General features: G+C 70.9%; 11 protein-coding genes. All 11 read right to left on the reverse strand.

The features are described 5' to 3' along the window. Positions 1-23: 23 nt before the first annotated feature. The gene (locus ACIBLA_RS16080) at positions 24-1,379 is read right to left on the reverse strand and encodes a VWA domain-containing protein (protein WP_363242261.1); all 1,356 of its coding nucleotides are present in this window, start codon (positions 1,377-1,379) and stop codon (positions 24-26) included. A 144-nt stretch (positions 1,380-1,523) separates the two neighbouring features. Beyond that, positions 1,524-2,999, reverse strand: a complete 1,476-nt coding sequence (locus tag ACIBLA_RS16085; RefSeq protein WP_399198941.1) for a protein phosphatase 2C domain-containing protein — start codon at positions 2,997-2,999, stop codon at positions 1,524-1,526. Positions 3,000-3,002: 3 nt separating this feature from the next. Then, on the reverse strand, positions 3,003-5,795 hold the full coding sequence (locus ACIBLA_RS16090) for a tetratricopeptide repeat protein (protein ID WP_399198942.1): 2,793 nt from the start codon (positions 5,793-5,795) through the stop codon (positions 3,003-3,005). 91 nt (positions 5,796-5,886) lie between these two features. Continuing rightward, a complete protein-coding gene (locus ACIBLA_RS16095; RefSeq protein WP_399198943.1) occupies positions 5,887-7,215 on the reverse strand; it encodes a hypothetical protein in 1,329 nt (442 codons plus the stop codon). A gap of 94 nt (positions 7,216-7,309) precedes the next feature. After that, on the reverse strand, positions 7,310-8,392 hold the full coding sequence (locus ACIBLA_RS16100) for a glutamate ABC transporter substrate-binding protein (protein ID WP_363242257.1): 1,083 nt from the start codon (positions 8,390-8,392) through the stop codon (positions 7,310-7,312). 11 nt (positions 8,393-8,403) lie between these two features. Beyond that, positions 8,404-9,816: a hypothetical protein gene (locus ACIBLA_RS16105; RefSeq protein WP_399198944.1), complete on the reverse strand. Its 1,413-nt coding sequence runs from the start codon at positions 9,814-9,816 to the stop codon at positions 8,404-8,406. Positions 9,817-10,086: 270 nt separating this feature from the next. Continuing rightward, positions 10,087-11,094 carry a BadF/BadG/BcrA/BcrD ATPase family protein gene (locus ACIBLA_RS16110; RefSeq protein WP_363242256.1) on the reverse strand — a complete coding sequence of 336 codons (1,008 nt, stop codon included), beginning with the start codon at positions 11,092-11,094 and terminating at the stop codon, positions 10,087-10,089. Further along, positions 11,091-12,365 carry a 6-phospho-beta-glucosidase gene (locus tag ACIBLA_RS16115; protein ID WP_363242255.1) on the reverse strand — a complete coding sequence of 425 codons (1,275 nt, stop codon included), beginning with the start codon at positions 12,363-12,365 and terminating at the stop codon, positions 11,091-11,093. Before ACIBLA_RS16115 ends, ACIBLA_RS16110 begins: the two co-directional genes overlap by 4 nt. 7 nt (positions 12,366-12,372) lie before the next feature. Further along, on the reverse strand, positions 12,373-13,278 hold the full coding sequence (locus ACIBLA_RS16120; RefSeq protein ID WP_363242254.1) for a carbohydrate ABC transporter permease: 906 nt from the start codon (positions 13,276-13,278) through the stop codon (positions 12,373-12,375). A gap of 2 nt (positions 13,279-13,280) precedes the next feature. Beyond that, a complete protein-coding gene (locus ACIBLA_RS16125; protein ID WP_363242253.1) occupies positions 13,281-14,222 on the reverse strand; it encodes a sugar ABC transporter permease in 942 nt (313 codons plus the stop codon). Between the two features lie 19 nt (positions 14,223-14,241). Further along, complete coding sequence (locus ACIBLA_RS16130) at positions 14,242-15,576, reverse strand: ABC transporter substrate-binding protein (RefSeq protein WP_363242252.1); 1,335 nt, start codon at positions 15,574-15,576, stop codon at positions 14,242-14,244. Between the last annotated feature and the right edge of the window lie 65 nt (positions 15,577-15,641).

Raw genomic sequence — 15,641 nt, forward strand, 5'->3', positions numbered from 1 at the left:
TGATCGCTTCTTACCGCGGATAGCTACTTCTTGACGCGAACGGTCTTGGTCGAGCGAGTTTCCAGTGTCATCTCGTCCGCGTCCGCGACCTTCGCCTTCAGTCGCACAGTACCCGTCGCCGCATCGACCACGTCCACCACCTTCGAAAGCAATTTCGCCGTATCCGCGTTCCCGGAGTCCGACGCGAGCTGTACCGCGCGGCCCAGTTTGGCGGTCGCGCCGTCGAAGTCCCCCGACTTACGGGCCTCCAGGCCCTGTTGGATCACCTGTGCCAACTCGGCCTGGCCCGTGTAGTGCGCGACCTGCGGATTGATGGAGGTCGACGCCACCATGTCGTCGGTCCACACCGCCCGTACCAGCCCTTGAGACAGCACCTGCGACGTGCCGTCGGCGGCGGGGAGGATCAGCGAGACCCGTGCCGCCAGCATCTCCTGGCCGACCCCCGCCTCCGGGACCTGGACACATACGTGGTAGTCACGGGACTCGTCGCCCCAGGAACCCGTCGGATAGTCCCCTGCACGGGGGTTGGCGTCCGTACGCCGCTCGGTCAGCTCCTCGACCGTCGGCGCCACCTGCTTGACGAACTTGATCTCCACACCGACGGGCGTCCAGAGCCGCAGGGCGACGTCCGCGACCTCCTTGCCCATCGCGTTCTCCATCATCTCGGTGAAGTCGGCGGCCAGGCCCGCGGGATCGGCCACGATGTCCGCCGTCCCGAGCATCGCCGAGGCGATGCCTGTGACTTCTTTCACCACCCAGTCCGTGCCCACACCGCGGGCGTCACAGGTGAAGCGGCCCGCGCAGGCGTCGAGCGAGGCCTTCAGATCCTCGGGCGTCTCATGCTCGTTACGGCCGTCGGTGAGCAGGATGCCGTGCCTGATCGACACGTCGGCCGAGGCCAGCAGCCGGTCGGCGAGCCGCAGCCAGGTGCCGATGGCCGTACCGCCGCCGGCGTTCAGCTTGCGTAGCGCGTTCTTGGCCTCCGCGCGGGTGGCGGCGTCCGCGACCGCGAGCCGGCCGTCGCCCGGATAGACCTCTTTGGCCACATGCGTACCGGCCACCACGGCGAAGGCGACCCCGTCGCGCAGGGTGTCGACGGCGGCGGACGTGGCGTCGCGCGCGTTGCGCATCTTCGTCGGCGGATAGTCCATCGACCCCGAGCAGTCGACCATGATCACCACGGCCGCGTTCGGGCCCTGGCCCGGCGGCACTGTGGGTGTGACGGACGCGCCCGCGAGCGGCACCCCGCCGGTCGTACCACCTCCGGTGGACGTGACCGTCACGATCGCGTTGACCTCGCGCCCGCCCTCCGGCAGGTACTCGTTCTGGTACACCTCGACGGAGAACTGCGGCACGGTCGACTTGGAGAAGTTCGCCATCTGTATCGGCTCCTTGACGCTCCACTGGAGAAAGGCAGAAGACTTGAGAGGACGGCGGGACAACGGGCGGACGTGCTCCCAGGGGTTGGACCCGGGCGCCGGTCCGAGCCGGAAGTCCGGCCGGTGGTCCGGGCAGTGGGGTGCTCAGGCCGGGCTGTAGGCGGATCCTGCCCCTTGCCGTGGGAGGGCGAACGGCAGCAGGGCCACTGTTACGTTGTCGTGGCCCCCGCCGTCGAGTGCGTGGCCGACCAGCACCTGGGCGCTGCGCAAGGGCCGGGTGGCGGCGTCGGTCGGCAGGACCCGCGCCATTTCCTGCGGGCTCTCCGCGTAGTTCCACAGGCCGTCCGTGCACACCACCACGACACCGGGGCGGTCCGGCTTGAACGACGCCGTGTGCGGTTCGAGTTCGTAGGCGTCGGCGCCGAGCCAGCCGGTGATGGCGTGGGCGCGTTCGTCCGCGTACGCCTCCGCCTCGTTCATCAGCCCCGCGGCGACCATCTGGGCGGCCCAGGAGTCGTCCTCGGTGAGCCTGGCCGGTGGTCCGCTGCGGTCGTCCGGCACCCAGTAGGCGCGGCTGTCACCGACCCAGCCGACGACCAGCAGCCCGCTCGCCACGACCGCGCCGACGATCGTGCACGCCGGCGCGTTCTGCGCGCGGTGCGCGGACTCCTGCTCGCCGGCCCGACCCGGCATGTCGGCAAGGGCGTTGACGGCCTCGGCGGCGGCCACGATCGCCTTGTGCATCGCCTGCTGCGGGTGATTGCCGCGCGGCAGCGCGGCCAGCAGCACCTCGTTGGCGGCTGCCGAGGCCGCCGCCGACGCCTCGTCGGGGCGGGTCGCCGACGACACGCCGTCGCAGACGATCGCGACGACGGCCGGCGACCCGTCCGGCAGGGCGGCCGACGACACGGCGAACGCGTCCTCGTTGCGGTGGTGGCGCAGTCCGCGGTCACTGACCGCCGCCACGGCGTCCAACTCCTGCTCCACATGGTCGCGTTCGCGCGGCTGGGCGTGGCCGCAGTTCTCGCAGTAGCCGTCGTTGTCGACTTGGCCGGCGCGGCAGGCCACGCAGAGCTTCGTGCCCGACGGGGCGGCGGGGGGCGCCGTGCGGGGGTCGGCGGGGTCGGTCGACCGGTTGTCGGTGACATGGGGCGTCGAGGACGCAGCCCCGGTGGTCACCGGTGCCGGTGCGGGTGCGGGCAGTTCGAAGTCACCTGCGGGGCTGGTCGGCGCGGCGGTCGGTACGGCCGCCTGTACGGGTACGGCCGACGGCGCCGGCCGGTGCCCGGCCGGGGTGTGCCCGGACAGCGGCACCCCGGTCGAGTCGAGACCCGGCAGCTCACCGGGCACATGCACCGGCGCGGGCGTGGCCGTGCCGTCCGTATCGGCGGCGGCCGGCCAGTCGACGGCCGCGGCGCCACCGGCCCCGGCACCGGTGCCCGAAGCCGTCTCGGCCGGCGCCTGGGCGCCGTTGATGACGATCGTGGGGTTGTCGTCCGGAGGCGGGGGCACGGCCGACAGGTCGTACCCGCACGCACCACAGAACAGGTCGCCCGACTCCAGTGGCTCCTCGCAACTGGGGCACCTCGAAAGGCCCGTCGGCTCGCGCATCTGCGACATCAATCACACCCACGTCCGGGGGCGGAAGCGGTTGGCCCGCTCCACCAGGTCGATCCTCTCCTCGCCACGCTGAGCGAGCCGGGCAAGCACCCGGTACGAGCGTTCCAGTCCCAAGCGCAGACCGCGCTCGTCCAGTTCACTGCCGAGCAGCGAGGTCTGTCCGGGCCGATTCCCTGGACCACCGGAGAGTACCCAGTCCAGAGCCGTGCCCAGAACCTCCGTCGACAACTGCTCGCGGCGCATCGCGTCCAGACCGAACTGGCCCAGCCGCGAAACCTGGTCGGCCGCCGCTCTCAGGTCGTCGATCAGCGGCGTGTCCGGCGTGCCTCCCGGCGGGCCGAGAGGCGACTGCGCGCGCAGGTCACGGCGGCGCAGCCGCGACCGTACGGCCGCGATCCTGGCCGCCGTGTAGTGGATCGAAGCCTCCGGGACCGACTCCAGCGTCCGTACGGCGGCGGCCCGGTCACCCGCCGCGTTCTGCACCCGGGCGAGACCGAAAGCGGCGCTGACGTAGCTCGGATCCGTCATCCATACGAGGCGGTAGTACTCGGCCGCGTTGTCGAGTTGGCCCAGCACCTCGGCGCAGACTCCGAGCGCCAGCTTCGGCGCGGCCTCGCCCGGAAAGGCGTCGTAGATCGCGTCGAAGGAGAGCGCGGCGATCTCGTTCTCACCCGAGACGAGCGAGGCGACGCCCCGGTACCAGACGACCCGCCAGTCGTCGGCGTGCCGCGCCTCCAGTTCGGTCAACGCCTCGGAGGCCGTGACCAGTTCACCCATCTCCAGCCGGGCGCGCAGCTCGCGCAGCCGGCGCTCGACGGAGTCGGCGGGCGCCGCCGCGAGCGCGGAGATCAGCTCGGCGGGGGCGGACGCCATCAGACCGGCCAGGAAGCCCGCGTTGGGGTCGTTCGCGTCGACGCGGGGCACCGGCAGCGCCAGCGCGGTGGCCCGCGCGTCGAGGCGCGCGAGCCGGGCGCCGGTCTCCAGGGACTCGGCGGCCGGGACGGCGGGGACGGCGCCGCCGGCCGGTCCGGACCGGGGTGCCGGGACGCCTCCCTGCGGAGTGCCGGGCGGGAGGTGGGGCGGCCCTGCTCCGAAGGGAGGCGGGGGCGGCTGGATCGCCGGGTGGCCGGGCAGCGGTGCGGGCAGGCCCGGAGCGGCGTGGTGGCCGCCGCCCGGCGGCAGCGCCGCGCCGCCGTTCACGCCCCCGCGAGAGGCGCCGACGGCGCCCCCCGCGGCCTTGCCGCGGCGGCCGAACAGACCTGCCCGCTCCGGCTCGGGGCGAAGCCCCAGGCGCGACACTTCCAGTCCCGCGTCCGCGAACAACTGCGTGTCCGTGACGCGGAGTTCCGTACCGAACTGCGTCGAGAGCGACGGCCGCGGACGCCCCGTCTGGAGCGCCACGACCTCGCGCAGCACGCCGGTCAGCTGCTCGGCCATCTCCTGCGCCGAGGCGAACCGCCGGGCCGGGTCGGGGTCCGTCGCGCGCACCAGCAGCCGGTAGAACGACTCGTACGTCCGGAACACGTCGATGTTGTCCGGGTCCGGCAGCGAGTCCACGAACACGTTCGTGTAGCCCTGGAAGTCGAACGTCAGCACCGCGAGCGTGCGCGCCACCGTGTACAGGTCGGAGGCGACCGACGGGCCGACCTCGGCGACCTCCGGTGCCTGATAGCCGACGGTGCCGTAGATCGCCGACTCGTCGTCGTCCATCCTGCGGACCGCGCCCATGTCGATGAGCTTGAGCTGGTCCTCCGACTGGATGGCGTTGTCGACCTTGAAGTCGCAGTAGAGGAGATTGCGGCTGTGCAGATGGCCCAGGGCCTCCAGCGCCTCTATGCCGTACGCGCAGGCCTGCTCGACCGGCAGCGGGTCGCGCTTGCCGTCGGCGGCGCGCCGCTCGTTGGCGATCTCCTTGAGCGCCTTGCCGCCCACGTACTCCATGACGATGTAGCCGTCCATGGAGCCGGTCCGCTGGTCGAGATGTTCCACGAAGTTGTAGATGCGGACGATGTTGGAGTGCTCGATCTCGGCGAGGAAGCGCCGCTCGGAGATCGCCGCCTCCATGGCGTCCTGGTCACCTGTGTCGAGCAGGCCCTTCAGGACCACCCAGCGGTCGGAGACCGCGCGGTCGACGGCGAGATAGATCCAGCCCAGGCCGCCGTGCGCCAGACAGCCCGCGACCTCGTACTGCCCGTGGACGATGTCGCCCTCGCGCAGCTTCGGTACGAACGAGTACGGGTGGCCGCACTTGGTGCAGAACCCTTCCGTGCGCCCCGGCCGCTCATTGCGCGAACGGCCCACCGCCGCACCGCAGTCGGACCGCGAGCAGTACCGCTTGCGCTCCGGGACCTCGGCGCTCGTCATCACCGCCGACCGCGGATCGGGCCTCGGCACGTCCGGTACGGACACGAGGCCCGCGCCCAGCCGGTTGCGCGCCGAGGTGGCGGAGGCGGCGCCGGAGCTGCGGACCGAGACCGACCGGCTGGAGAGCCGGCCGGACAGCGAACGCGACAGCCGGCCCGAGACCGAACGCCGGGACGTCGACGAGCGCGAGGAGGCGCGCGACGACGCGCGGGACGAACCGCTCCGCGCCGAACCGCCGCTTCTGCCGCTGCCCTTGCCGCTGGACCGGCTGTCCTTGCCGCCGCCGGTGATCCCGGTGGGCGGGGACGACACCATGCCGGTCGGTGAGACGACCGGAGCCAGACCGCAGGTGTCGCAGTACAGCTCACCGCCGCCCATGTCCTCGTACGACCCCTCGCAACCGGGGCGCTGACATCTCCTCGTCCCGCTCATCGTTCCCCCCGCTCGTTCAAGCCGTTCAAGCCAGTCAGGCCAGTGAGGCCGGTCAGGCCGGTCAAGTCGTTGCCCGCCGCGCTGTCGACGCTCACGCGTTCCCCCCGCGGTCGGTGGGCCCGGACTGGCGCTGGGCCATCGCTTCGGCCGCCGCCTGCTGGTAGCGCAGCACCGCCTGCTCGGCGACGCGCAGATCGCAGGGCGCGCTCCACAGCATGCGGCGGGCCGCGTCGTAGCGCTCGGTCAGCAGCATGTCCTCGGCCAGCCCGTGCCGGGCCACCTTCGCCTTGTACGCGTCGAGTCTGCCGCGCAGCTCGGCCCGGACCGCGAGCGGGGCTGTGACGGCCGTCAACGACTCGCGGGCCCGGTGCAGTTCGTCCTCCGCCTCCCGCTCCAGGGACTCCAGAAGCGGGGAGAGACGGTGCCACTGCGCGTGTCTGCGGTACTCGGCGGCCGTCGACAGCCGCTCCTGGAGAGCTGTCGAGGGGCCGCTCACCGCGGGCACCTCCGACGCGGCGATCTTCGCCAGCACCTCGCCGCGCGCCGACCGGGCCTCGGTGAGCGTACGGTCGGCGCGCGACAGCACGTCCCGCAGCCGCAGCAGGCGCGCCTCCGAGTCCTGGCGCACCGTCAGGACGGCGTCGATCTCCCGGCGTACGTCCTCCAGGGCGCGGGCCGCCCGGTCGTAGCGCTCCGTGTCGGGCCGGCCGCCGCCGGGCGCCGAACTGCCGTGCACCGGCTGCCAGAAGGCCAGCGGATCGGAGATCACCTGGGCGCGCAGCGTGGCCAGCTCGTCGGTGATCGCCTCCAGGTCGTCACCGGCCGGGTGTTCGCCGGGCCGGACCCCGGCGGAGTGCGCCAGCGAACGGGTGCGGTTCAGCTCGGCGGCGAGCAGGTCGATCCGGGCGGGCAGCGCCGACCAGACGGAGTCCGAGGCCACGACCATGTCCAGCGACTGCGCGTACAACTCGTTCATCCGCGCAACCAGTTCGGCGAGGGTGAACTGCTCGGAGAGCTTGGCCGGCCCCGCGATGGACGGGGTGGCGGCGGCCGAGCCCGCGACCGTGACGCTGCGGCCCCGCAGCTGCTCGGTCAGGTCCACCAGATCCTGCTGGTTGAGCCACCGCAGCCGGGCACGGGCCTCACGGGCGCTTCGCAGGGCGGCGGAGTAGGCGTCGAAGTACGTCCACAGCAGGGTGATCGTCCGCTCGGTGGTGGCCCAGCGGTCCTTCGTCACTCCACTGAGGCCGGCCCCTTCGAGCAGCCGGCGGCCCGCGTGGTCCTGGAGGGCGAGCAGGGACGTCTCGATCGCCTCGTGCTCGGCGCCGAGGCGCGCGAGGGCGCGATCCGCCTTGTCCCGGTCCATGGCCGGACCGGCGGACTTCCCCGTCGAGCCGGGGAAGGAGCCCGCGTCGCCCATCGATCACCTCTCCGCTCTGCCCTGACCGCTTCCGTCACCGGTGCGCGGTCCCCGTGACCCGCGTTCCGGTCCCTCGCTCTTCGCTACCCGCTCCTCAGTCCTTGTACTTCGCCTCCGGCGGCGCCTTTATGCCGGGCAGTCCGGCCGCCAGCCACTTCGTGTACGACTTCATCCAGAGGCTGTCGGCGCCGCCCGCGCGGTACTCCACGAGCACCTGGTTGACCCGGCGTACCAGATCGTCGTTGCCGAGCTTGGCCGCGACGCCGTAGTACTCCGTGGTGAACGGCTTGCCCACCAGCTCGACCGCCGGGTCCTGGGCGGCCTGGCCGGCCGCGAGCGCGTTGTCCGTGACGATCGCGTCGACCTCGCCCATCTGGAGCCGTACCAGACAGTCCAGTTGGTTCGGCACCGTAAGGATGTCCTCGTCCTGCGGTGTCCCGTCGTGCTCGTCCTCGAAGATCGCGCCGTACGAGTTCTTCACCAGCTCGTCGTAGGCCGTCGTACTGTCGGCCGAGCAGACGCGCTTGCCGGACAGCGACTCGTCGTACCCCGTGATGGGGGTGCCGTCCTGTTCCCTGGGCGCGAGTATCTGCTGGCCGGCCTCGAAGTAGGCGGTGGAGAAGGCGACCTGTTCGATACGCGCGCAGTTGATCGTCATGGTCCGTACGACCAGGTCGACCCCGCTGTCCGTGTCGGTGTTCAGGGCGTCGACCCGCTGGTTGGTGGGAATGGCGCGGAAGACGATGTCCTTGGGGGAGCCGAGGATGTTCTCGGCGATGGCCCGCGCGAGGTCGATGTCGAAGCCCTCGATGGTTTTGGTGGCGGGGTCGCGGTAGCCCCAGCGGTAGCTGCTCTGGTCGATGCCGACGATCAGATGACCGCGCGCCTTGATCTTGGCGATGGTCGGTCCGTCGGCCGACGACGGCCGCAGACTGCGCTCCGGCTCCTCGCAGTCGGCCGCCTCGGCGGCGGGCGCGGCCTCTGCGGCGACCTTCCGTGATTCCCGGCGGTCCTCCGCCCGGTCGTCGCGGGACAGGGGCAGCAGGGAGAGTGTCGCGGCCAGCGCGACGACGGCGGCGACCGTGACTCCCGTACGGCGGCCGGTGGGCCGACCGCCGGTCCCCGGCGAACCGGACGGCTGGTGCGACTCGTGCGTTTGCGTCGTGTCGGCTTTCATTCCTCCCCCTGTCACCGGTACTCCGAAAGCCTGCGGTTGATACCCACGATGGCGCCGACGGCACCGAGCAGGCCCAGCGCGAGAGCCCCGATCGTCAGGCCGAACAGGGCGCCACGGCCGGCCTTCGCGGAGTCCGTGAACTCCCGCTGCTCGTGGGCGATCGCCTTCTCCAGCGCGTCGTCCACGACGTCGAACGACTGGCCCGTCGACCCCTTCTCGCCGATGACCTTCTCCACGGCGGCGTCGTACTCACCGGCCTTGTCGGTGTCGTTCGCCGACTTGTGCCGCTCCTGCCAGTCGGTGGTCGCCCCGCGGGCGTTCACGACCGGCAGGCGCCCCGTGTCGTCGTCGGCGAGTCTGTCCGCCTTCGCCAGCGCGTCGCGCAGGGCCGTCATGTGGGTCTGGTAGTCCACCTCGTACTGGTCCTTCTGGGGCTCGTCGCCCTTCTTCTCGGTGAGGACGGCGCCGCGCGCGACCAGCGTCAGATTCTCGCTCGCGCGGGCCTTCAGCGAGCTGATCCGGGCGTCGTTGAGGACCTTCAGCGACGCCTGCCCGTCCGTGTTCGCGTTGTTGAGCTCGACGCGCGCCACCGTGTGGCCCACCGCCAGCCACAGCAGCACCACGGTGGCGGCTGCCGTCGCCGCCAGCAGACCGTGGTTGAACACCCTTTGCGTCCGCTGGTAGTTGCGGCGCTGCGCCCAGGCGAGGACAGCCAGGGCGACGACACCGGCGGCGAGGGCCAGGAACGGCCACATCCGGGCGTCCTCGTGGTCCTGGTCCAGCCGGGCCGTCTCCGACGCGTACAGCTTCTCGGCCGCCGGCAGGATCTCCTGCGTCATCGTCTGGTTCGCGTAGCGCAGATAGGCGCCGCCCAGCGGCAGTCCCTGCCGGTTGTTGGCCCGCGCGCGCTCGATCAGGCCGGTGTAGCGCGGCAGTTTCTCGTTGATGGTGGCGATCTGGCGGCCGGAGTCGCTGGAGCTGTCCGTGTTCGCCGCGGCCTCGACCAGCAGCTCGGACGCCGTCCGGATGTCGTCGCGATACACCTTCTGCACCGACGTCGGCTCCTGCGCACCCGCCAGGAAGCCACTGGAGGCTGCCGTGTCGGCGGAGGCCAGCGAACCGTAGATCTTCGCCGCGACCGCGCTCAGCGGCTGGCTGCGCTCGACGACGTCGTCGGCGGCGGAGGCCCGGTCGGAGACCTCGAAAGCCGTCACCGCTCCGAACACCACGACCAGCAGGGCCAGTAGAGCCCCGATGATCTGGAGCCGGCCCGGCTCCGTCGTCGCCGCCGCGCGCACACGCTCCCTGCCCTCGGCCCAGGCCCCACGCGGCGCGGGTGGCGGCGCGGGCGGTGGAGCCGACTGCGCGGGCGCGTGCGTCGGCGCCGGAACAGGCGCTGTGCGCACATTCGGCGGGTATGTCACTTGACCTCCCCCTCGGTCACTGGCGACGGCGTCGCGCCCCTCGGCGGACGGAGGGACGACTCCCGGCCAGCAGTATGGCCGCAGGGACCGGCATCCACACAAGCCTTGACTGGATCTTGTGCGGACGAAGTTTGCCGATGAAGCGCGATCCCCCATCGCGCTTCCCCCATTGAATACGTCACGGACCCGTGATCGGTTCCCACTCGTAAGGGTCCGATCACGGGTCCCGGAGCGCCCGTGTCCGCCCGTGTCCGCCCGCGCGCGCCCGCGTCAGGCGTCGTAGTGCGCCCGCAGCCTGGCGTGTGCCCCGGCCCCGGCGCCGGTGTGGTCGAGCCCCAGCAGCCCCGCGCCCAGCACCGGCGGCGCCGTCACCACCCCCACCACGGCCTTCGGCGCGCGAGCGGCCAGCAACTCCCGTACGCCGTCGTCCAGTTGCGGATGCCGGGCCGCCAGCACACTGCCGCCCAGCAGCACCGGCACCTCCTCGTCCAGCAGCCCCAGCCGCTCCAGCGCCACCCCCGCCAGCGCCACGACCTCGGCGGCCAGCCGGTCGACCACCGACCTGGCCACCGCGTCGCCCGCCGCGCTGGTGGCGAACAGGACCGGCGTCAGCTCGTGCCGGCGCCCGAACGGGATGTGCCCCAGGTGCAGCGCCTCGATCAGCGCGTACACCGAGCCGAGGCCGAAGTGCCCCGGCACCGCACGCATCAGCTCCGTCGGCTCGCCCCGCCCGTCCTCGGCGCGCGCCGCGAACCACAGCGCCTCCTCCGCCAGCCCGGAGCCGCCGCCCCAGTCGCCGGAGATCCGGCCGATGGCGGGGAAGCGCGCCGTACGGCCGTCCGGCAGCATGCCCACGCAGTTGATGCCCGCGCCGCACACGACGGCGACTCCGCGCGGCTCGGCGCCGCCGGGCAGCCCGGCACGCAGTATCGCGAACGTGTCGTTGCGCACCTCGGTGGTGCGGCCCCAGCCGCGCCGCTGTACCGCCGCCGCCAACTCCCGCTCCTCCACCGGCAGATCGGCGTTGGCCAGACACGCGGAGACATGCCCCGTGATCGCCTCCGTACGGAGGCCCGCGTCGGCCGCCGCGTCGGCGACGATCGCGGCCAGCCGGTCGATCGCCGGCTCCACGCCCACCACCGGCGGCCGGAAGCCGCCGCCGCGCGCCGCGCCGAGCACATGCCCGTCGGCGCCGATCACGGCCACATCGGTCTTGCTGTTCCCGGCGTCGACGGCCAGGACGCTTCCGCGCCCCGCCGCCGGCTCGGTCCGGCTCATGCCCACGCGAGGTGCTCCCGGTTGTGCGCGATCAGTCGGTCGGTGAGGCCTTCGGCGTACTCGTACTGGCCGATCAACGGGTGGGACAGCAGCGCCTTGTAGACCCGGTCCCGGCCACCGTGCAGCGCGGCCTGGAGCGCCAGGTCCTCGTACGCGGTGACGTTCGCGATCAGCCCCGCGTACAGCGGGTCCAGCGCCGGCACCGCCAGCGGTGTCGCCCCCGAGGCGTCGACCCCGGCCTGGACCTCGATCACCGCGTCGTCGGCGAGGAACGGCAGTGTGCCGTTGTTGTACGTGTTGACGACCTGGACCGGGCTGCCGCCGCTGCCCGCGTCGCCCAGCAGCGCGGCGGCGAGATCGACCGCGGCCTCGCTGTAGAAGGCGCCGCCGCGCCTGGCCAGCAGCTCGGGCTTCTCGTCCAGCGCCGGGTCGCCGTACATCTCCAGCAACCGCGCCTCCATCTCGGCCACTTCGGCCGCCCGCGACGGCTTGGTGCCCAGCTCCCGCACGACCTCGTCGTGCGCGTAGAAGTAGCGCAGGTAGTAGGAGGGCACCACGCCGAGCGTGTCGAGGACCGGGCGCGGCAGCCGCAGGTCGGCGGCGATCGCGTCGCCGTGCTCGGCGATCAGCTTGGGCAGCACGTCCTCGCCGTCGGGACCGCCGAGCCGTACGCTCCGCTCCCAGGTCAGATGGTTCAGCCCGACGTGCTCCAGATGGACGGCCGAGGGGGCGACGTCCAGCAGCTTCGCGAACTTCCGCTGGAAGCCGATCGCGACGTTGCACAGCCCGATCGCCCTGTGCCCGGCCTGGAGCAGGGCGCGCGTCACGATCCCCACCGGGTTGGTGAAGTCGATGATCCACGCGTCCGGGTTGGCGCGCCGTACCCGCTCGGCGATGTCCAGCACGACCGGGACCGTACGCAGCGCCTTGGCGAGACCGCCCGCGCCCGTCGTCTCCTGGCCGACGCAGCCGCACTCCAGCGGCCATGTCTCGTCCCGCTGTCGCGCGGCCTGTCCGCCGACGCGCAGTTGGAGCAGGACGGCGTCGGCGCCGGCCACGCCGGCGTCCGGATCGGACGTCGTGACGATCGTGCCGGGATGCCCCTGCCTGGCGAAGATCCGCCGCGCGAGACCGCCCACCAGCTCCAGCCGGTCGGCCGCCGGGTCGACGAGAACCAGCTCACTGATCGGGAGCGTGTCCCGCAACCGGGCGAAGCCGTCGATCAACTCAGGTGTATAGGTGGACCCGCCACCCACTACTGCGAGCTTCATGTGTCTGCTAGCCCTTCACTCCGGTCAGTGTGACGCCCTCGACGAAGGCCTTCTGTGCGAAGAAGAAGACGAGGATCACGGGGGCCATGACCAGTACGGTCGCGGCCATGGTCAGATTCCAGTCGGTGTGGTGTGCGCCCTTGAAGGATTCCAGGCCGTAACTGAGCGTCCAGGCCGCCGGGTTCTCCGACGCGTAGATCTGTGGGCCGAAGTAGTCGTTCCACGCGTAGAAGAACTGGAACAGCGCCACCGCGGCGATGCCCGGCTTCGCCATCGGCAGGACGACCCTGAGCAGGGTACGGAATTCACCGCAGCCGTCGACGCGCGCCGCGTCCAGGTACTCGTTCGGGATCGTGAGCAGGAACTGCCTCAGCAGGAAGATCGAGAACGCGTCACCGAACGCCATCGGGATGATCAGCGGCCAGAGCGTGCCCGACAGGTCGAACTGCTTCGCCCAGAAGAGATACATCGGGATGATGATCACCTGGGGCGGCAGCATCATCATCGAGATGACGAGCATCAGCGACAACTGCCGCCCGCGGAAGCGGAACTTGGCGAGCGCGTACGCCACCGGGATCGAGGAGAGCACCGACAGCAGGGTGCCCAGACCCGCGTACAGCAGGGTGTTCTTCCACCAGGTCGGGAAGCCCGGCGTGTCGAAGACCTTGGTGTAGTTGCCCCACTCCCAGCTGTTCGGTGTGAGATCACGGGTGAGCGCCTGCTGGTCGCTCATCACCGAGGTGAGGAAGAGGAAGACGAACGGCAGGACGAAGAACAGCGCCGCCGCGACACCGAGCGCGTGCACGGCGATCCAGTGCAGCACCGCCTTGCGGCGCGCGGTACGGGCCGCCGGTGTCGACGCGCCCGACGGCTTCACGGGGCGGCCGGGCGCGTCCAGGAGTTGCTGGGACATGGTCAGTCACCCGTTCCGATCAGTCCGCCGCGGCGCCGCATCAGGAACGCGGTGAAGACCATGGCCAGGGCGAACAGGACGAGCGCGACGACGCAGGCGGCGCCGTAGTCGAAGCGCTGGAAGCCGAGGTTGTAGACGAGCTGCGGCAGGGTCAGCGTCGACTTGTCCGGATAGCCCGGTTCGAACTGCTGGCCCGAGCCGCCGATGACGCCGGAGGCGACCTTGCCCGCGACCAGCGGCTGCGTGTAGTACTGCATGGCCTGGATCACGCCCGTGACCACGGCGAACAGCACGATCGGCGAGATGTTCGGCAGCGTCACGAAGCGGAAGCGCTGCCAGGACGACGCGCCGTCCAGCTCGGCCGCCTCGTACTGCTCCTTCGGTACGTCGAGCAGCGCGGCCATGAAGATCACCATCAGGTCGCCGATGCCCCAGACGGCCAGCATCGTGAGCGCCGGCTTGGACCATGACGCGTCGTTGAACCAGCCCGGTGTGGGCAGCCCGAGGTCACCGAGGATCGTGTTGACCGGCCCCGTACCGGGGTTGAGGAGAAAAACGAAGGCCAGCGTGGCCGCGACGGGCGGCGCCAGGTACGGCAGGTAGAACAGGGTCCGGAAGACCCCGGTACCGGTCTTGATCCTGGTGATCAGCATGCCGACACCGAGACCGAACAGGACCCGGCAGGCGACCATGACCAGGACCAGCCACAGGGTGTTGCGCAGCGACGGCCAGAACATCGGGTAGTCGCTGAAGACGTAACTCCAGTTCCCGAGTCCGTTCCAGACGGGGGCGTTGAAGCCGTCGTACTTCATGAAGGAGAAGTACACGGTCGAGACGAGCGGATACGCGAAGAAGACCGAGAATCCGATCAGCCAGGGCGACAGGAACGCGGCCGTGCGCAGCGCGCTCCTCCGGCGCTTCGAGCGCAGCGTGTTGCTGGACATCAGCAGGCTTCCCGGCCTGCTACTTGGCCTGCTCGATGTCACGGTCGATCTGCCGCGCGGTCTTCTCCAGACCTTCCTGGAGGTCCTTCACGGCGCCCTTCTCGTACTGGTAGCCGAAGTCCTGGAGCGTCTGCTGGTACGTCGCGCCGTTGATCGCGCCGTCGGGGGTGCTGGACCGCGGGTGCTGCGCGATGTCGAGGAACGTCTTGAAACGCGGGTCGAAGTCCAGGTCGGGTGAGTTCAGCGCGGCGAGCGTGGAGGGCACGTTGCGGATGCCGTTGGCGAACTGCACGACCGCGTCCGTGTCCGTGGTCATGTACTTCACCAGCTCCCACGCGGCGTTCTGCTTCTTGCTCTGCGGCGCGATGCCCATGATCGTGCCGGACAGGAAACCCTTGCCGTAGCTGTCGGCCTCGTCGTCGGCGACGGGCATCGGCGCCACGCCGATCTCGAAGTCGGCGCCCGCGTCCTCGGCCATGCCGAGCCGCCACTCGCCGTCCAACTGCATCGCCACCTGGCCGGTGTGGAAGGGGTGCTTGGCGCCCCACTCGTCACCGAAGGTGCTGCGGTACTTCTCCAGCTTCTCGAAGCCGCCGAGGTCCTCGACGAGCTTCTTCTGGTACGTGAACATCTCCGCGAAGGCCGGGTCCTTGGCGATGTTCGACTTGCCGTCCTTGTCGAAGTAGGCGTGCTCCCAGCTCGACATGTAGTGGTCGACGACCGTCTCGTAGCCGTGGTACGTCGGCATGATGCCGACCTGCTCGTAGCTGTCGCCCTTGGGCTTGGTGAGCTTCTTGGCGACGGTGGCCAGCTCGGACATCGTCTTCGGCGGGGCCGTGATGCCCGCCTCCTTGAAGGCGTCCTTGTTGTAATACAGCCCGTACGCGTCGCTGAGCAGCGGCAGCGCGCAGCGGTCGCCCTCGAACTGGGTGTACTGGAGCAGCACCTTCGGGAACGTCTTCGCCAGGTCGATCTTGTCCTTCTTTATGAAGGGATCGAGGTCGGCGAACGCGCCGGACGAGCAGAACTTGCCGACGTTGGAGGTGGTGAAGGACGACACGACGTCCGGGCCCTTCGAACCGCCCGCGCGCAGCGCCTGGTTGAGCTTGTCGTCGTTGATGTTGCCGACGACGTCGACCTTGATGTTCGGGTGGGCGTCCTCGAAGCGGCCGATGTTGTCCTTGATCGCCTCGACCTCGGCGGGCGCGCTCCAGCCGTGCCAGAAGGTGATCGTGGTCTTGGCGTTCGGGTCGTCCGAGGCGGAGTCGCCGGACTGCCCCGTACACGCGGCGGTGAGGACGGACAGTGCGGCGACCGCGACGGCGGAAGCGGTCAGACGGCGGTTTCTGGGCATGACGGAACTCCCGGTGTCGGTCGGGTCCTGAAAAGGGGTGTTGTGGGGCCTGTGAGGTCTTGAGG

The organism is Streptomyces sp. NPDC050433, from assembly GCF_044458565.1.
Taxonomy (GTDB): domain Bacteria; phylum Actinomycetota; class Actinomycetes; order Streptomycetales; family Streptomycetaceae; genus Streptomyces.

Bases quoted from the DNA above. Each gene is read 5' to 3' on its own strand.
- ACIBLA_RS16125 (WP_363242253.1), bottom strand. From the start codon at position 14,222: ATGTCCAGCAACACGCTGCGCTCGAAGCGCCGGAGGAGCGCGCTGCGC.
- ACIBLA_RS16080 (WP_363242261.1), bottom strand. From the start codon at position 1,379: ATGGCGAACTTCTCCAAGTCGACCGTGCCGCAGTTCTCCGTCGAGGTG.
- ACIBLA_RS16090 (WP_399198942.1), bottom strand. From the start codon at position 5,795: ATGAGCGGGACGAGGAGATGTCAGCGCCCCGGTTGCGAGGGGTCGTAC.
- ACIBLA_RS16100 (WP_363242257.1), bottom strand. From the start codon at position 8,392: ATGAAAGCCGACACGACGCAAACGCACGAGTCGCACCAGCCGTCCGGT.
- ACIBLA_RS16095 (WP_399198943.1), bottom strand. From the start codon at position 7,215: ATGGGCGACGCGGGCTCCTTCCCCGGCTCGACGGGGAAGTCCGCCGGT.
- ACIBLA_RS16130 (WP_363242252.1), bottom strand. From the start codon at position 15,576: ATGCCCAGAAACCGCCGTCTGACCGCTTCCGCCGTCGCGGTCGCCGCA.
- ACIBLA_RS16120 (WP_363242254.1), bottom strand. From the start codon at position 13,278: ATGTCCCAGCAACTCCTGGACGCGCCCGGCCGCCCCGTGAAGCCGTCG.
- ACIBLA_RS16115 (WP_363242255.1), bottom strand. From the start codon at position 12,365: ATGAAGCTCGCAGTAGTGGGTGGCGGGTCCACCTATACACCTGAGTTG.
- ACIBLA_RS16110 (WP_363242256.1), bottom strand. From the start codon at position 11,094: ATGAGCCGGACCGAGCCGGCGGCGGGGCGCGGAAGCGTCCTGGCCGTC.
- ACIBLA_RS16085 (WP_399198941.1), bottom strand. From the start codon at position 2,999: ATGTCGCAGATGCGCGAGCCGACGGGCCTTTCGAGGTGCCCCAGTTGC.